Source organism: Pantoea sp. XAF26B01_ASV70 (assembly GCF_054512635.1).
The window spans coordinates 1854223-1870535 of the sequence record NZ_CM137251.1; the positions used below are offsets into that span (position 1 = coordinate 1854223).

Consider the following 16313-nt stretch of genomic DNA (forward strand, 5'->3'; position numbering starts at 1 on the left):
GCCCGTGGCCCGGCCGCTATTGAGCCGCCGGGCATCGCAGCAGACAAATAATGTATTGAGTTCGGGCCAGGTGCAGAGATGAAAAAATCGACAATTTTAGATCAAAATGAGACGACAACGCTGCTGTCGCAAATGGTGCAGCGTTTACCGCTCTCCGATACGCATTTTCGTCGTATCAGCCAGCTGATCTATCAGCGTGCCGGTATCGTACTGGCCGATCACAAGCGTGAGATGGTTTACAACCGTCTGGTTCGTCGCCTGCGTACGCTGAATATCGATGATTTCGGTCGCTACCTGGCGCTGCTGGAGTCCGATCCGAACAGTGCCGAGTGGCAGGCGTTTATCAATGCCCTGACCACCAACCTGACCGCGTTCTTCCGCGAAGCGCATCACTTCCCGATTCTGGCGGAGCATGCACGTAAGCGACAGGGCAACTTCAGCGTCTGGAGTACCGCAGCGTCAACCGGCGAAGAGCCTTACTCCATCGCCATGACGCTGGCGGAAGCGCTGGGCACCGGACCGGGCAAGTTCCAGGTTCATGCCAGCGATATCGACACCCAGGTGCTGGAAAAAGCGGTGGCGGGTGTTTATCGCCAGGAGGAGCTGCGTACGCTGTCACCCGCGCAAATGCAGCGCTACTTCCTGCGCGGCACCGGTCCTCATGCCGGTATGGTGCGGGCGCGTCCCGAGCTGACCAATATGGTCACTTACGCGCAGCTTAACCTGCTGGCCAATGACTGGGCGCTGCCGGGTCAGTTCGACGCTATTTTCTGTCGCAACGTGATGATCTATTTCGATAAAGAGACGCAGGAGAAGATTCTGCGTCGGTTTGTCCCGCTCCTGAAGCCGGGCGGCATTCTGTTCGCCGGTCATTCAGAAAACTTCAGTCAGATCAGTAAAGAGTTCTGGCTGCGCGGGCAAACCGTCTATGGACTGACGAAGGAAAGATGATGAGCAAAATCACCGTGATGTGCGTAGATGACTCTGCGCTGATGCGGCAGTTGATGACTGAAATCATCAACAGCCATCCGGATATGGAGATGGTCGCTACGGCGCCCGATCCGCTGGTCGCCCGCGATTTGATTAAGCAGTTCAATCCGCAGGTGCTGACGCTGGATGTGGAAATGCCGCGCATGGATGGCCTCGATTTCCTGGAAAAACTGATGCGGTTACGGCCAATGCCGGTGGTGATGGTTTCATCGCTGACCGGGAAAGGCTCTGAAATTACCCTGCGCGCGCTGGAGCTGGGAGCGGTGGATTTCGTCACCAAGCCACAGCTCGGTATCCGCGAAGGGATGCTGTCTTACAGTCAGATGATTGGCGACAAAATTCGTGCAGCCTCCCGTGCCCGACTGCACAACCGTGCAGCGATGCCGGTGCCGGCGACGCTGAAAGCGGGCCCGCTGCTGAGTAGTGAGAAGCTGATTGCGATTGGCTCCTCCACTGGGGGTACCGAGGCGATTCGCCATGTGCTGCAGCCGTTACCGGCGACCAGCCCGGCACTGCTGATTACCCAGCATATGCCGCCAGGCTTTACCCGCTCTTTTGCCGAGCGTCTGAACAAGTTGTGTCAGATCACGGTGAAAGAAGCTGAAGATGGTGAGCGTATTCTGCCAGGCCATGCCTACATCGCGCCAGGCGCAATGCACATGGAGCTGGCCCGAAGTGGCGCCAACTATGTGGTGAAACTGAATGAAGGACCACCGGTTAACCGGCACAAACCCTCTGTGGACGTGCTGTTTAAATCGGTGGCAACTTACGCCGGACGAAATGCGGTGGGGGTCATCCTCACCGGCATGGGCAACGACGGTGCCGCCGGGATGCTGGAAATGCATCGGGCAGGCGCCTGGACTATCGCCCAGAACGAAGCCAGCTGTGTGGTATTTGGCATGCCGCGTGAGGCCATTGCCACAGGCGGCGTGAGCGAAGTCGTGGATTTAAGCAACATCAGCCAGCACATGCTGGCGAAAATTAGCGCCGGACAGGCATTGCGTATTTAACAGGCCCGTCCCGCCGGGCGAGACAACTCAGGAGTAGATATGGCTGATAAAAACATGCGCTTTTTGGTAGTAGACGACTTCAATACGATGCGTCGTATTGTGCGTAACCTGCTGAAAGAGCTGGGCTTCAATAACGTAGAAGAAGCGGAAGATGGTGTGGACGCCCTCGGCAAACTGAAAGCGGGTGGTTTCGACTTCGTGATTTCCGACTGGAACATGCCAAACATGGATGGCCTGCAGCTGCTGCAGACCATTCGTGCCGACGCGGCAATGAGTTCGCTGCCGGTGTTGATGGTGACCGCGGAAGCGAAGAAAGAGAACATTATCGCCGCCGCCCAGGCCGGTGCCAGCGGATATGTCGTGAAGCCATTCACTGCGGCAACCCTGGAAGAAAAGCTGGGTAAAATTTTCGAAAAACTGGGCATGTAAGGGGATGTGATGAGCGACTTTCCGAAACCAACTGAGGATGCCGCGGCACACGACATCATTTCACGTATTGGCTCTCTGACGCGCATGCTGCGCGACAGCCTGCGCGAGCTGGGGCTGGATAAAGCCATAGCCGATGCGGCTGAAGCCATTCCTGATGCCCGCGACCGTCTGGATTATGTTGTGCAGATGACGGCGCAGGCCGCTGACCGTGCGTTGAACTGTGTTGAAGCAGCACAACCCCATCAGGATAAGATGGAAGCCGGGGCAACCCAGCTGAAAGGGCGTTGGGATGAGTGGTTTGAGAACCCGATTGAACTGGGTGATGCGCGGGAGTTGGTGACGGATACGCGCGCATTCCTCACCGCCGTGCCAGAGCATACCGCCTTTACCAACAAGCAGCTGCTTGAAATCATGATGGCGCAGGATTTCCAGGACCTGACCGGTCAGGTGATCAAGCGCATGATGGATGTGATCCAGGAAATTGAGCGCCAGCTGTTAATGGTGCTGCTGGAGAATATGCCAGAAGTCAGCGCTGAGAAGCGTCAGGAAGGCACCAGCCTGCTGAACGGTCCGCAGATTCACGCCGATGCACCGGGCGTGGTGGCGAACCAGGATCAGGTTGATGACCTGCTGGACAGCTTAGGGTTCTAGGTTTCGTCCGCCTGCGGGCGGGCAAAACAGCTGCAGGTTATAATAAACAGGGTCACCTTCGGGTGGCCCCGTTCCGCATTGTCAGACCCATCCCCGAAAGAACGCCTGTTTTCTTCATCTTATCTCCGCTTTAACTTAAGCCAGATTTGGCATCCTATGCTCAGAATTCCTGCCAACCGAGGTTTGTCGTGGCTGAAGATAGCGACGAAGACAAAACAGAATCGCCCACGGCCCACCGACTTGAGAAAGCGCGTGAAGAGGGCCAGATTCCGCGTTCGCGCGAACTCACATCCGTACTGATGCTGCTGGCCGGCATCATGATCCTGTGGATGGGCGGCAACATGATGGCGCACCGGCTGGCGGCGATGGTCGCCACCGGACTCCGTTTTGATCACGGCATGGTCAGAGATGACAAAATTATCGTCAGCCACATCGGCAGCCTGATCACGCAGGCACTGATGGCGCTGCTGCCATTGATGGGCGGTCTGGTGCTGGTGGCAATCGCCGCGCCCATGCTGCTGGGCGGTATCGTTTTCAGCGGTAAATCGATCAAGTTCGACCTGAAGAAGATGAGCCCGATGGCTGGGTTCAAGCGAATGTTTGCGGCGCAGGCCTGGACCGAACTGTTTAAAGGCATCCTCAAGACTATTCTGGTTGGCTCGGTGGGCTGGTGGTACATCTGGAGCCACTGGCCCGAGATGCTGCGGTTGATCAGCGAAGCGCCCGTCACCGCGCTGATTCACGGCATGGAGATGATCGCAGTCTGCTGTTCGCTGGTGATGCTGGGGCTGATCCCGATGGTCGGGTATGACGTCTTCTGGCAGCTGCACAGCCACTTTAAAAAGCTGAAAATGTCGATGCAGGAGATCCGCGACGAGCATAAGCAGCAGGAAGGTGACCCGCACGTTAAAGGGCGCATCCGGCAGCAGATGCGCGCCGCAGCGCGACGCCGAATGATGGCGGATGTGCCGAAAGCCGATGTCATCGTCACCAACCCGACGCACTACTCGGTGGCACTGCAGTACAACGAGAAGAAGATGAGTGCGCCGAAAGTGGTGGCGAAAGGCGCAGGTGAGATCGCCCTGAGAATTCGTGAACTGGCTGCCGAACACCGCATCCCGGTTCTGGAAGCACCGCCGCTGGCGCGTGCGTTATACCGACATACTGAAATTGGTCAGCACATTCCCGGCGCGCTCTATGCCGCCGTGGCCGAGGTGCTGGCGTGGGTCTGGCAGTCGCGTCGCTGGAAGCGCGAAGGCGGCCTGATCCCAACCAAACCAAAAAACCTGCCGGTTCCGGCAGAGATGGACTTTGCAGGAGAGAGCAAAAACGATGGCTAATAACCTGGCCGCAAAACTACGTTTACCGGGCAACTTTAAAGATATGCAGTGGCAGGTGCTGGCCGGGCCGGTACTGATCCTGATGATCCTGTCGATGATGGTTCTGCCATTACCGCCGTTCATCCTCGATCTGCTGTTCACCTTTAACATTGCGCTGTCGATCATGATCCTGCTGGTGGCGATGTTCACCCAGCGGACCCTGGAGTTTGCGGCGTTCCCGACCATTCTGCTGTTCTCTACCTTGCTGCGTCTGGCGCTGAACGTGGCTTCAACCCGTATCATCCTGATGGAAGGGCATACGGGTGCCGCCGCGGCAGGACAGGTGGTTGAAGCGTTCGGTCACTTCCTGGTGGGCGGTAACTTCGCCATCGGTATCGTGGTGTTTATCATCCTCGTCATCATCAACTTTATGGTTATCACCAAAGGTGCTGGCCGTATCGCCGAAGTGGGCGCGCGCTTTGTGCTGGACGGGATGCCCGGTAAGCAGATGGCGATCGATGCCGACCTCAACGCCGGTCTGATCGGTGAAGATGACGCCAAACGCCGCCGTGCCGAAGTGACCCAGGAAGCGGACTTCTACGGTTCGATGGACGGTGCCAGTAAGTTCGTTCGTGGTGATGCCGTCGCCGGTATTATGATCATGGTGATCAACGTCATCGGCGGCCTGCTGGTGGGCGTGGTGCAGCACGGTATGGATGTGGGTCATGCCGCAGAGACCTATACGCTGCTGACCATCGGTGATGGTCTGGTCGCGCAGATCCCGGCGCTGGTTATCTCTACCGCAGCCGGTGTTATCGTGACGCGCGTTGCCACCGATCAGGATGTCGGCGAACAGATGGTCACCCAGCTGTTCAAAGATCCGCGCGTGCTGATGCTGAGCGCCGGCGTGATTGGTCTGCTCGGTCTGGTGCCGGGCATGCCGAACTTCGTCTTCCTGCTGTTCACCGCCGCCTTACTGGGTCTGGCCTGGTGGCTGCGCGGCCGCGAAATGCAGCCGAAGAAGAAAGTGGAAGTCACGGGCGGCATCGCCAAAACGGCGGATACGCCAGCCGCCACCGAAGCGTCGTGGACCGATGTGCAGCTGGAAGATACGCTGGGCATGGAAGTGGGCTATCGCCTGATTCCGATGGTCGATCATCAGCAAAACGGTGAGCTGCTGGGACGTATCCGCAGTATCCGTAAGAAAGTCGCTCAGGATGTCGGTTTCCTGCCGCCGGTAGTGCATATCCGCGACAACATGGAGCTGCCACCGGCACGCTATCGCATCCTGATGAAAGGGGTGGAGATTGGCAGCGGTGATGCCTATCCTGGCCGCTGGATGGCGATTAACCCGGGCACGGCTGCCGGAAGTCTGCCAGGCGAAGCGACCGTTGATCCCGCCTTTGGACTGGCGGCGGTCTGGATTGATAGCGCGCTGAAAGAGCAGGCACAGATTCAGGGCTTTACCGTGGTTGAAGCCAGTACCGTGGTGGCAACCCACCTTAACCATCTGATTGGCCAGTTCGCCAGCGAGCTGTTTGGCCGTCAGGAAGCGCAGCAGTTGCTGGATCGTGTGACTCAGGAGATGCCGAAGCTGACCGAAGATCTGGTGCCGGGAGTGATCTCGCTGACCACCCTGCACAAGGTGCTGCAGAACCTGCTGGTGGAGCGGGTGTCGATTCGCGATATGCGCACCATTATCGAAACGCTGGCGGAACATGCGCCGGTGCAGAGCGATCCGCAGGAGCTGACCAGCGTGGTGCGTGTGGCGCTGGGCCGTGCGATTACTCAGCAGTGGTTCCCGGGTAATGACGAAGTGCAGGTTATCGGGCTCGATTCCACGCTGGAGCGCCTGCTGTTACAGGCGTTGCAGGGCGGTGGCGGACTGGAGCCGGGTCTGGCCGATCGGCTGTTAAGTCAGGCACAGGCGGCATTGCAGCGTCAGGAGATGCTGGGTGCGCCACCGGTGCTGTTGGTCAATCATCCGCTGCGTGCGCTGCTGGCGCGTTTCCTGCGCCGCAATCTGCCACAGCTGGTGGTGCTCTCTAATCTGGAGCTGAGCGACAACCGTCAGATCCGTATGACTGCCACCATCGGAGGTAAATAATGCGCTGGCTGGTGATGGCATTCGTGATGCTGCCACTGATGGCGCAGGCGGCCGGTGGTGCCTGGAGTGCCACGGCGAATGGGCCGCTGCTGGCGAACCGCGGCAGCTGGCAACGGGCGCAGCCGCTGACGCCGCCCGCCGACATTGGCGGGGAGGTCAGCGTTATTAACTGGCGTTATCAGCTGAGCAGACCGGCCCCGTCCGGCCTGCAGGTGCGCTTGTGCGGCGAACAGCGCTGCACTTCCCTGGAGGGGGCAAGCGGCACCACGCGCGGGCTGGCACATCTGAGCGCCGGTGAGACCCTGCATATGGTGTTTGGTTTCGCCGGAAGCGGGGCGCTACCACCCGGATTACGGGTGGTGAGCAGTGAAGTAATGGTCAATTACGAGTAAGGATATCGTTGCTGAATTGACTGAAGGCGAGCCGGAGATCGCCTCCTGGCTCCCTTGTTATGTGATGACCCTGGCTGTAAACCGATGCTAACCCTGACCCAGCGGCTGACAGATAATTGACCCGTTTCAAATCCCGTCATGACCAGTGCGTTATAAAGCTTTTCAAGCCAGCTGATTCTCTTTCTGCGCCAGAAAATCCTTCAACGGTGTTACGCGACTGATCTCCTCCTGTGCCCTGGCATCATGCATCACTTCCCAGATATCGACACTGTTTTGCAGATTAAGCCAGAACTCAACGCTGGTTTCGAAAGCTGCAGCCAGCCTGAAAGCCATATCCGGCGTCAGCTTCCGGTTATTGTTGACCAGAGCGCTGACGGTGTTGCGGTGCACTTTGAGCATCTCCGCTAAGTCGAGAATCTTCAGGCCGGTTGGCTCCAGATATTCGTAAAGTAATACATCACCGACAGTGGTCGGTTTGCGGGTCGCCTGGTTCATAGTCTTGCTCTCTTTATTACTGACAGAGGTTGATGTGTTACATGCTGTCTTACAGCGCCTGATGCAGCCAGGCTCAGTTTTCATCGCTTGTGCGTTTTATAACTATGAGCATCCAGATAAAGGTCAACGGCCTTACCTTCTATCCATTTAAAGATCAGCCGATATTGCTCATTGACCCTGATTGAAGCATATCCCTTGAGAGGCGGGTTTAGTTCCTCATAACGATTGCCTGGCGGCGACTTTAAATCCTTATAGCTAATCGCCGCATTGATGATGTCGAGCTTTCGCGCCAGCGCTGATGAGAGGTTTGACGGTATTCTTTTGGAAAATTTGCCAATTAAAAAATAATCCTTAAGCCAGTCATCCCTGAAACTTTCAATATTCCTTAACGTCGCCACCTCATTACCTCCCTGTATCACACTGAAAACAATTTAACGCACCGACGCACAGTGCGCAAGTGCGTAGTTTGTATTCAGGCGTTCACCCCCTTCATTCCCTCCTCAGAGTAGCGACCGCCTTTAACTTCAATCTGCTGATGAACAGCGTTCAGCATCGCGATATCTTCCTCTTCCAGCTCGATATCTGCGGCCTGCGCGTTTTCAGTAAGGTAAGCGATCTGTTTGGTGCCCGGTATCGGCACAATTTTGTCATACTGGGCCAGTAGCCAGGCCAGCGCAATCTGCCCGGTGGTGGCGTGATATTTCTCAGCCAGTGGCGTCACCGCGTTAAGAAGCTGGAGATTGTGATCGATATTTTCCTGCCGGAAACGGTCATTATTTTTGCGGAAATCACCCTCGGCAAAATCGCTGTTTTTACGGTATTTACCCGTCAGGAATCCTCTGCCCAGCGGCGAATAGGGCACCAGTCCGATACCGAGCTTTTTCACCATAGGGAGAATCTCCTCTTCGATGTCACGCGTCCAGAGTGAATACTCCGTTTGCAGCGCGGCCAGCGGATGGATCGCCTGCGCCCGATTCAGTGTTGAAGCCGACGCTTCACACAGCCCGATCCGGGCAATCTTTCCCTCCTGCACCAGACGGCTGAGACACTGCATGCTCTCCTCAATCGGTGTCGCCGGACTGATCCGGTGCAGATAAAAGAGATCGATACGCTCAACGCCCAGCCGTTTCAGTGATGCATGGCAGCAGCGGGTAATGTAGTCCGGCTGGTTGTTGATGGTGCGGGCATAGGCCTCGTCAGCAGGACGTTCAATGCCACATTTGGTGGCCACGGTGAACTTCAGCCGTTCGGCCCGATTGAGCCCGGCAAGAAACTGACCTATCAACTGCTCGTTGTGACCGCGACCGTAAAGATCGGCGGTATCGATAAAGGTGATATCCAGATCGCGCAGCTTATTGAGCAGTTGCAGGGAATGACAGTCATCGGTCTGACCATAAAATTCGCTGAGCCCCATCGCGCCATAGCCGATTGCGCTGACGTCCAGACCCTGAGTTAACGTTCGCTTTTTCATTGTCGCTCCTCGTATGTGAGACGCGATTGTTTCACTCCGCGTGAAAGCAATGAATTGCTCTTTCCGTCATGCAAAAAAGGTATCAGGCAAATGAAAGGGCTTCAGATATACATCCGGCATGTCGACACAGTAAGCTCTCAGCAACAGGTTGAGCGGGGATTAAGAAGGAAGAAGAGTGTGGTGGTGCTTCGCTCTGTTTCAGCGGCACGGCATCATGCGGACTTTATCGCATTCCCGGGATGAGAGAGTTCTCTCAGCGCATTAAGAACCGCCTCATTTTTTTCATCGGCGCGAATCGCCGCGTAAACATCAATCGCCAGCTGCTGCGCCGCATCCTCTGTCAGCGGGCGGTAACAGAGCCCTGTCTGATTAAAGGTGCATTTTGACTGCGGCATCAGGGCGAATCCTTTTCCTCTGGCGATGTGTGACAGCATCAGCAGGGAATCGTCCGGCTCTCTCACCCGTTTCAGCGTGACGCTGAGCGTGGCGAAGTAGCGCTCGCATTTATCGAAAAACAGCGGATTGGCGCTGCGGGCAAACCAGAACAGCGGCAGATCGGCCAGCGCTTCCAGCGAGACCTGCTCCGCCACACTGGCAGGATGCGCCGACGGTATGGCTATCAGCAGCGGCTCACGGTAAACCCAGGCGTACTGAACGGTCTCTTCCGTATCCGACCCCTTTTCTCCGGTGAGTATTAAATCCAGACTGTTTTTGGCCAGGCTTTGCAAAAGCTGAGGGGAGGTCAGGCGGGGCATCTCCATCTCTTCGCTGGCATGAAAAGCGGCGAGCAGCCGGTTAAGTGGCGAAATCAGTTCAAAGTTCAGCGTGCGGGTCAGCCCGATGCGTAGTCGTGCCGCGGCGGGCTGCGCATCCTGCTTCAGGGCATTCAGCGCAGTCAGGATCGCTTCCGCCCTCGCGACCAGCGCACGGCCAGAATCGGTGAGCGTTACCTCATGGGTCGTGCGGCTGAACAGCGAGTGGCCCAGCAGATCTTCCAGACTCTGAATCTGACGGGTAAGCGGAGGTTGCGTCATGCTGAGACGTTCTGCGGCCCGGCGAAAATTCAGCTCGTGCGCAACAGCCAGAAAGCACTGCAACTGTTTTATGGAGGGAAGGTGGCTGCTGATGAGGTGCGCGGCTACAGACATAACACCATCCTGCTGCGAAGATTTGGGGGATCAGAGCGGATATACGAATTCAGCAACGGAGAGGGAAACCCCTCTCCGTTTCAGAGGTTACATGCGCTCGACGGTGTCGATGCCCAGCGTATCCAGACCCTGCTTCAGCGTCTTCGCGGTCAGCGCGGCCAGCTGCAGTCGGCTCAGGCGGGTTGTGTCTGATTCTGCGGTGAGAATCGGGCAGTGCTCGTAGAATCCGGAGAACAGACCGGCCAGATCGTAGAGATAGGCACACATCACGTGTGGCGTGCCGTCACGAGCGACCTGCGTAATGACCTCTTCGAACTGCAGCAGACGGGTGGCCAGCTGCGCTTCACGCTCTTCGCTGATCACAATCTCCGCATCCAGCGAATTGGCATCAATGCCCGCCTTGCGGAACACGGAGAGTACGCGGGTATAGGCATACTGCATGTAAGGCGCGGTATTGCCTTCGAACGCCAGCATGTTGTCCCAGTCGAAAATGTAATCGGTGGTACGGCTTTTTGACAGATCGGCGTATTTCACCGCGCTGATGCCAACCACTTCCGCCAGCGTTTTCACTTCCGCTTCGCTCATCTCCGGGTTCTTCTCACGCACCAGCGTGTAGGCACGCTGATAGGCTTCATCCAGCAGATCGGAGAGCTTGATGGTGCCGCCGCTGCGGGTTTTGAACGGACGGCCATCTTTGCCCAGCATCATTCCGAATGCATGGTGCTCCAGCGGCACTGATTCCGGCACATAACCCGCTTTACGGACGATAGTCCAGGCCTGAACCAGATGCTGATGCTGACGTGAGTCGATGTAATAGAGTACACGATCGGCTTTCAGCGTTTCGTAACGATATTTCGCACAGGCGATATCGGTGGTGGTGTAGAGGTAGCCGCCATCCTTTTTCTGGATGATGACGCCCATCGGTTCACCCTCTTTGTTCTGGAATTCATCCAGGAACACCACGGTCGCACCTTCACTCTCTACCGCTAAGCCTTTCTGTTTCAGATCGGAGACGATACCAGGCAGCATATCGTTATAGAGACTTTCACCCATAACATCGTTGCGCGTCAGTGTGACGTTCATGCGGTCATAGATTTTCTGGTTCTGACTCATGGTGATGTCGACCAGCTTCTTCCACATCTGGCGGCAATAGTCATCGCCGCCCTGTAATTTCACTACATAACTGCGCGCGCGCTCGGCAAACTCAGGATCTTCATCATAAGTGCGCTTGGCTTCACGGTAGAAGCCTTCGAGATCGGCCAGCGCCATCTCTGCATGATCTTCATTCTGCTGCTTTTCCAGGAACGCGATCAGCATACCGAACTGCGTTCCCCAGTCGCCAACGTGGTTCGCTCGGATCACTTTATGTCCGAGAAACTCCAGCGTACGCACCGCCGCGTCACCAATGATGGTGGAGCGGACGTGGCCCACATGCATCTCTTTCGCAACGTTAGGCGCAGAGTAGTCGACGACGATAGTCTGGGGCTCGGCCAGTTGCACGCCAAGGCGCGGCAGACGCAGCGCTTCCCGGGCATGACTGGCCAGCCAGTTGTGGTCAAGGAAGATATTGATGAAGCCCGGCCCGGCAATTTCGACTTTGCTGGCGATGCCGGTCAGGTCGAGGTGCTGAATCACCGTTTCCGCTAATTGTCGCGGTGCCTGTCCCAGCTTTTTCGCCACGGCCATAATGCCGTTGGCCTGATAGTCTCCAAACTGAACCCGGGCGGATTGACGAACCTGGGGTTCGCAATCGGCGGGTGCGCCGGCTAAAACCATTGCCTGACTGACTTTTGCGGAAAGAAGTGCCTGAATATTCACCGAGTTACCTTCATGTGCTGAGCAACGCCCGGACCAGAAAGCCGGGCTGTCATCATCTTGCCTGAGCGCATCGCGTCACGGAGAGGCAGAAACGGATGGGGCAGACAAAACGGAAAAAAATGAGGGGAAAAGTATACGTGAAATGTCAGTGGGCGTCAGCAGTTGGATGAAGCGGGGAAACAGAGCTGAATAAGATGTTTCCCTGAGGCATTAACGACGTCGCAGATGACGGCGTGGGTTCTTTACGCTTTTATCTTCACGCACCTTCCAATGGCGGGAGATTGCAAATCCCATCAGTGCGATCAGGACAGCGACAACGATGAGCATAGACATAGAGCCATTCCTTTTGGTTGTGTTAGGTCAAATTTATAGGAAGGCGGGGTGGGCTGCAATTGTTTGCCAGGTAAATGAGAGTTATCTTATTGTATTAAAGAAGATGATAATAATCATATATTTAACATGCTTTCATCAAGGAACTCATGGTCCTAAACAGGAGATAAATCCGAAATGAAAGATGTTATTATAAGGATTAGCGTTAAATTTCGGGCCAAATAAGATGAATCTTATCATTATGTGATGCTCAGCACGCGGCGCGCCAAAAGCCAGGCGGGTTATAAATGCTAAACAAATTGAGAGGAACTGGGGTTGTGACGAGAACTTTTCCGGCAGAATTGGATGATTTAAAGACAGATTTAGGACGTTTTGAAGAATCGTTGCAAAGTTTTGCGCAGCGGCTCGGTTTGCGTCTTACCGATCTGGAGGTGGACCATATCGCAGTGCGTTGCCATCTGGACACGACGGCGATACGCTGGCAGCAAGGTTTGCAGCAGATTGGCACGCAGTTTTCGGCGGCGATGATCAACGGCAGGCAGATTTGCCTGTTTAAACTCCATGACCCGCTGATTGTCGCAGGCAGGCAGATTGATGTGGTTGAACTGCCATGGCCGGGTGAAAAGCGTTATCGCCATGAAGGCTGGGAGCATATTGAGGTGGTGTTACGGGGCGACCATCAGACGCTGGGCGTGCGCGCGATGGCCTTGCTGTCAGATGAGGCGCTGACGCAGCCGGGTATTTCATTTAAAACCAGTTCACCGCAGGGCGAGAATGAGCGCCTGCCCAATCCGACCCTGGCGGTTACGGATGGGCAGACGACAATCAAGTTCCATCCGTGGCGACTGGAGGAGATTGTCGCCAGCGAACAGGACTAAAGGCGGGCGGCTAACGCACGCTTCAGGCGCGCAACGGCTTCGTCGAGCAGCGCGCGGGTACAGCCGAAATTGAGCCGGACAAACTGGTCATTGCCAAACTCACGTCCGGCGGTTAAGCCCAGCCCGTGCTTTTCAAAATAGAGCGCCGGACTGGCCACACCCAGCGCGCTGGCGTCGATCCAGGCCAGGTAGGTCGCTTCCGGTGAGGCGAGTGACAGGCCGGTCATCTTATTGACCTGCGACACCAGCCAGTCACGGTTACTGCGCAGATAGGCATTCTGCGCATTCAGCCAGGGCTCACCCTCGCGCCATGCCGCTGCTGCTGCCGTGAGTGCCAGAATATCAACATCCGGCACAATGCCGCGTCGTACCCGGTTAAAGCGCGCGCGCAGCCCGGCGTTGGGGATGATGGCGATGGAAGCCCCCAGACCAGCAATATTAAAGGACTTTGAGGGTGACATCAGCGTCACGCTACGCTGGGCTGCATCTTCGCTCAGTGAAGCAAAGGGTATGTGCTTAACGCCGGGTTCCAGCAGCAGATCGCTGTGGATCTCGTCGGAACAGACAATCAAATCGTGCTTCTGCGCAAATTCCAGCTGCGCCTGCAGTTCCTCGCGGCGATAGACGGTGCCGCCCGGATTCTGCGGGTTGCACAGCATTAACAGCCGCGCTTTATCGTCCAGCTGACCTTCCGGCGCATCCAGATCCAGCAGCCAGCGTCCCTCTTGCAGCGTCAGTGGCAGCGTGATCTGACCGCGCTCTGCCAGTTTTGCTGCACCGCGAAACGGCGGATAGATGGGTGTTGGCGCAATCGTCAGCTCGTCAGGCGAGGTGAAAGCGCGCACTGCCAGATTCAGACCGCTTACGACACCCGGCAAAACCACAATCCATTCCGGATTAACGTGCCACTGATAGCGTGAGGCGAGCCAGGCTATCGCGCTATCGATAAATTCAACTGGCGTGTCGCCATAGCCGAAAATCCCATGTTCGGCACGGGTTTTAATCGCATCGATGACGCAGTCAGGCGATCGGAAATCGGTGTCTGCCACCCACAACGGCAGAATGTCCTGGTCCGCATATTTGTTCCATTTAAGGCTATCGCTGTGACGACGGTCTATCCGTTGGTCGAAATTGAATGCCATAGTTAACTTTCCCGGTAAACTCATTCCAGCAGCCAGACTAACTGATGAATCTGCCTTGAACCAGAGTCATGTAAAGGAGAAGAGAATGACCACACTGGAAATTTGCTGCTATGGCGTGGATTGCGCTGTGACCGCACAACAGGCGGGCGCCGATCGGGTTGAACTTTGTGCCGCACCGCGTGAAGGCGGCCTGACCCCGTCGGCGGGGATGCTGAATGCCGCCCGGCAAGAAGTTTCGATTCCGGTTCATCCTATTGTCCGGCCACGTGGTGGCGATTTTTGTTACACCGCACGCGAATTTGAAGCGATGAAATCGGATGTGGCGTTAATCCGTGAACTTGGTTTTCCTGGTCTGGTGATTGGGATGCTGGATGAAGATGCTCACATTCATCATGGTCAGATGCGGCAGATTATGGCGCTGTGTGACGGCCTGGCCGTAACCTTTCATCGCGCCTTCGATCTCTGTCACAGCCCAAAGCGTGCGCTGGAAGAACTTACGGATTTGGGTGTGGCGCGTATTCTGACATCCGGTCAGCAGCAGAGCGCTGAAAACGGAATTGCATTACTCAGGGAACTAAATGAGGCCAGCACCGGTCCTATTATTATGGCGGGTGCCGGGGTACGTCTCAGCAACCTGCAAAAGTTTCTCGACATGGGGATTGATGAAGTTCACAGCTCGGCCAGCCGCCTTGTTGCGTCGCCGATGCGCTACCGCAAAGCGGGGGTCTCCATGTGTTCAGAAGCCGAGACTGACGAGTTCAGCCGCTACTGTGTAGACGGCGATGTGGTTGAGGCGATGAAAAGCGTGATGCAGATGAGCACCGTTCGGGTCGCCTGAACCACAACAGATTTTGCCGCGCAGCACGCCGATCATTGACGTGGTGTTTGCAAGTACCAAACCCCAGTATCCTTGCTGGGGTTCTTTTTGTGTAAAACACACTCCATCCCGGTTAAATTGTTTTGCGCTTCTCTGGCATGTTATTGATGTCAGAGGGATCTGAAATCTGGCTGCAGCGAAGTTATCACTCTTTCGCCTGGCTCGATAAAAATCACCTGCTCCTTATTAATCATTACATGTCATCCAGGACTTTCAGGCCCGGCAGCAACGTAATCACCCGCTTTATTCGTTATGCTGAAACCGTGTCGCCTCTCCGGTCCTTAAAACCTTAAAAGGCGATGCAGGCTGAAATCTTCACAGATTGCCGCTGTTCATCACCGCAGCGTTTACACTGAAAGCAACGTCGCCTGGAAAAGTATCCTATGAAACCCAATCCGATTGCTGTCCTGACTCTGATCCTGACTGCTCTCTGCAGTGGCAGCGCTGCGGCCAGCGCATGCAGCCCGAACAACGCTGCTGTGGCTAACAGCAATAACCTGATTTTGCTGGGCGGGAATGCGAAAGGCGCGGTGAAGCAGGTGGTTGCGGGTGAGTTTGGCAAAGATGTGAACTCGCAAAAGCGCGTACTGGGGCAGTTTGACGCCTGTGGCGATCTGACGGTTGCCGACGTCAGCTATGACAAAAGTGAGCGCAACGTTATTCTCAGTATGGAGCAACACATTGCCCGGGTGCAGGGCGGCTGGGTGGCGGAATATGCGTATCTGGTAAAAGTGCTGAAAGAGGGCAAAGAGGTGGTGGTCGATAACCGACAGGGGACGATTAACTGGCAGAAAGGTCAGCATGGCAACATTACCAGCGCCTCCGACAGGTTTACCAGCATGGGTAAAAGCGGCTTTACCGACACGACTTACCGTTATGATCGGCAGTTCAGGCTGGAGAAGAGCGTGGCACGCGGCAGCGATCCCCTGACCAACGGTGAAAATCATTACCACTGGAATCCGCAGGGTCTGGTGACCCGCACCACATCGGCCCGCAGCACCGACAGTTATACCTACGATCCCCAATGGCGTGAAGTGCGGCTCAACGGCACGGCGACCACACCGCTGAGCACCATCCGGTCAGTAGATGAGTGTCAGTCCTGGGATCAGGTGGGTAACTGTACCCTGAGCTATCTGCACGAGACCGAAATCTTCACGCGTGGCACTATTGAGCGCCATCTCAGTTCCGCCTACAAATATGAGTACTGGGACCAGCCAGCGGCGGCGGAGTAAAAGGCGATCGGATGATCGCCTGTC

At 56.0% G+C, this 16313-nt stretch carries 17 protein-coding genes; 10 read left to right on the plus strand and 7 right to left on the minus strand.

Annotated elements, in window-relative coordinates; translation table 11 throughout:
* The first annotated feature begins 78 nt into the window (after positions 1 to 78).
* The 7 genes from cheR (at position 79) to flhE (ending at position 6898) form a co-directional block, all read left to right on the plus strand.
* Complete coding sequence (gene cheR / locus ACX8ZY_RS08615; protein WP_010258551.1) at positions 79 to 951, plus strand: protein-glutamate O-methyltransferase CheR; 873 nt, start codon at positions 79 to 81, stop codon at positions 949 to 951.
* Entirely contained in the window at positions 951 to 2000 is a 1050-nt protein-coding gene (locus ACX8ZY_RS08620) for a protein-glutamate methylesterase/protein-glutamine glutaminase (RefSeq protein WP_010258555.1), read from the plus strand. The genes cheR and ACX8ZY_RS08620 overlap by 1 nt, the downstream gene beginning before the upstream one ends.
* Before the next feature lie 39 nt (positions 2001 to 2039).
* A complete protein-coding gene (cheY, locus tag ACX8ZY_RS08625; protein WP_010258559.1) occupies positions 2040 to 2429 on the plus strand; it encodes a chemotaxis response regulator CheY in 390 nt (129 codons plus the stop codon).
* A 9-nt stretch (positions 2430 to 2438) separates the two neighbouring features.
* Positions 2439 to 3080: a protein phosphatase CheZ gene (gene cheZ, locus ACX8ZY_RS08630; protein WP_003849160.1), complete on the plus strand. Its 642-nt coding sequence runs from the start codon at positions 2439 to 2441 to the stop codon at positions 3078 to 3080.
* Positions 3081 to 3268: 188 nt separating this feature from the next.
* A complete protein-coding gene (gene flhB / locus ACX8ZY_RS08635; protein WP_010258565.1) occupies positions 3269 to 4420 on the plus strand; it encodes a flagellar biosynthesis protein FlhB in 1152 nt (383 codons plus the stop codon).
* Positions 4413 to 6506 carry a flagellar biosynthesis protein FlhA gene (flhA, locus tag ACX8ZY_RS08640; protein ID WP_010258569.1) on the plus strand — a complete coding sequence of 698 codons (2094 nt, stop codon included), beginning with the start codon at positions 4413 to 4415 and terminating at the stop codon, positions 6504 to 6506. Before flhB ends, flhA begins: the two co-directional genes overlap by 8 nt.
* Positions 6506 to 6898 (plus strand): flagellar protein FlhE, encoded by a 393-nt coding sequence (gene flhE, locus ACX8ZY_RS08645; protein WP_050679619.1) that lies wholly within the window; start codon positions 6506 to 6508, stop codon positions 6896 to 6898. The genes flhA and flhE overlap by 1 nt, the downstream gene beginning before the upstream one ends.
* Before the next feature lie 162 nt (positions 6899 to 7060).
* On the opposite strand, the gene ACX8ZY_RS08650 is transcribed toward flhE, so the two are convergent.
* From ACX8ZY_RS08650 to ACX8ZY_RS08675, 6 genes are all read right to left on the minus strand, one after another.
* Positions 7061 to 7393: a HigA family addiction module antitoxin gene (locus tag ACX8ZY_RS08650; protein WP_039391120.1), complete on the minus strand. Its 333-nt coding sequence runs from the start codon at positions 7391 to 7393 to the stop codon at positions 7061 to 7063.
* 80 nt (positions 7394 to 7473) lie between these two features.
* Complete coding sequence (locus ACX8ZY_RS08655; RefSeq protein ID WP_158149244.1) at positions 7474 to 7791, minus strand: type II toxin-antitoxin system RelE/ParE family toxin; 318 nt, start codon at positions 7789 to 7791, stop codon at positions 7474 to 7476.
* A 74-nt stretch (positions 7792 to 7865) separates the two neighbouring features.
* Entirely contained in the window at positions 7866 to 8864 is a 999-nt protein-coding gene (locus tag ACX8ZY_RS08660) for an aldo/keto reductase (RefSeq protein WP_158149245.1), read from the minus strand.
* A gap of 212 nt (positions 8865 to 9076) precedes the next feature.
* Positions 9077 to 10012 carry a LysR family transcriptional regulator gene (locus ACX8ZY_RS08665; protein ID WP_158149246.1) on the minus strand — a complete coding sequence of 312 codons (936 nt, stop codon included), beginning with the start codon at positions 10010 to 10012 and terminating at the stop codon, positions 9077 to 9079.
* An 87-nt stretch (positions 10013 to 10099) separates the two neighbouring features.
* A complete protein-coding gene (gene argS, locus ACX8ZY_RS08670; RefSeq protein WP_158149247.1) occupies positions 10100 to 11830 on the minus strand; it encodes an arginine--tRNA ligase in 1731 nt (576 codons plus the stop codon).
* A gap of 210 nt (positions 11831 to 12040) precedes the next feature.
* Complete coding sequence (locus tag ACX8ZY_RS08675) at positions 12041 to 12163, minus strand: hypothetical protein (RefSeq protein WP_009089698.1); 123 nt, start codon at positions 12161 to 12163, stop codon at positions 12041 to 12043.
* Between the two features lie 314 nt (positions 12164 to 12477).
* Between ACX8ZY_RS08675 and ACX8ZY_RS08680 the strand changes: the two genes are divergently transcribed.
* Positions 12478 to 13038: a VOC family protein gene (locus tag ACX8ZY_RS08680; protein WP_421665359.1), complete on the plus strand. Its 561-nt coding sequence runs from the start codon at positions 12478 to 12480 to the stop codon at positions 13036 to 13038.
* Here ACX8ZY_RS08680 and ACX8ZY_RS08685 read toward each other — a convergent pair.
* The gene (locus ACX8ZY_RS08685; protein WP_421665360.1) at positions 13035 to 14180 is read right to left on the minus strand and encodes a MalY/PatB family protein; all 1146 of its coding nucleotides are present in this window, start codon (positions 14178 to 14180) and stop codon (positions 13035 to 13037) included. The genes ACX8ZY_RS08680 and ACX8ZY_RS08685 overlap by 4 nt on opposite strands.
* A gap of 85 nt (positions 14181 to 14265) precedes the next feature.
* Here ACX8ZY_RS08685 and cutC point away from each other — a divergent pair, with 85 nt between their 5' ends.
* Complete coding sequence (gene cutC, locus ACX8ZY_RS08690) at positions 14266 to 15018, plus strand: copper homeostasis protein CutC (RefSeq protein ID WP_010258601.1); 753 nt, start codon at positions 14266 to 14268, stop codon at positions 15016 to 15018.
* Positions 15019 to 15440: 422 nt separating this feature from the next.
* Positions 15441 to 16289 carry a hypothetical protein gene (locus tag ACX8ZY_RS08695; RefSeq protein ID WP_010258604.1) on the plus strand — a complete coding sequence of 283 codons (849 nt, stop codon included), beginning with the start codon at positions 15441 to 15443 and terminating at the stop codon, positions 16287 to 16289.
* Positions 16290 to 16313 lie beyond the last annotated feature (24 nt).

Bases quoted from the DNA above. Each gene is read 5' to 3' on its own strand.
- cheR (WP_010258551.1), top strand. From the start codon at position 79: ATGAAAAAATCGACAATTTTAGATCAAAATGAGACGACAACGCTGCTG.
- ACX8ZY_RS08620 (WP_010258555.1), top strand. From the start codon at position 951: ATGAGCAAAATCACCGTGATGTGCGTAGATGACTCTGCGCTGATGCGG.
- cheY (WP_010258559.1), top strand. From the start codon at position 2,040: ATGGCTGATAAAAACATGCGCTTTTTGGTAGTAGACGACTTCAATACG.
- cheZ (WP_003849160.1), top strand. From the start codon at position 2,439: ATGAGCGACTTTCCGAAACCAACTGAGGATGCCGCGGCACACGACATC.
- flhA (WP_010258569.1), top strand. From the start codon at position 4,413: ATGGCTAATAACCTGGCCGCAAAACTACGTTTACCGGGCAACTTTAAA.
- flhE (WP_050679619.1), top strand. From the start codon at position 6,506: ATGCGCTGGCTGGTGATGGCATTCGTGATGCTGCCACTGATGGCGCAG.
- ACX8ZY_RS08650 (WP_039391120.1), bottom strand. From the start codon at position 7,393: ATGAACCAGGCGACCCGCAAACCGACCACTGTCGGTGATGTATTACTT.
- ACX8ZY_RS08660 (WP_158149245.1), bottom strand. From the start codon at position 8,864: ATGAAAAAGCGAACGTTAACTCAGGGTCTGGACGTCAGCGCAATCGGC.
- ACX8ZY_RS08665 (WP_158149246.1), bottom strand. From the start codon at position 10,012: ATGTCTGTAGCCGCGCACCTCATCAGCAGCCACCTTCCCTCCATAAAA.
- ACX8ZY_RS08675 (WP_009089698.1), bottom strand. From the start codon at position 12,163: ATGTCTATGCTCATCGTTGTCGCTGTCCTGATCGCACTGATGGGATTT.
- ACX8ZY_RS08685 (WP_421665360.1), bottom strand. From the start codon at position 14,180: ATGGCATTCAATTTCGACCAACGGATAGACCGTCGTCACAGCGATAGC.
- cutC (WP_010258601.1), top strand. From the start codon at position 14,266: ATGACCACACTGGAAATTTGCTGCTATGGCGTGGATTGCGCTGTGACC.
- ACX8ZY_RS08695 (WP_010258604.1), top strand. From the start codon at position 15,441: ATGAAACCCAATCCGATTGCTGTCCTGACTCTGATCCTGACTGCTCTC.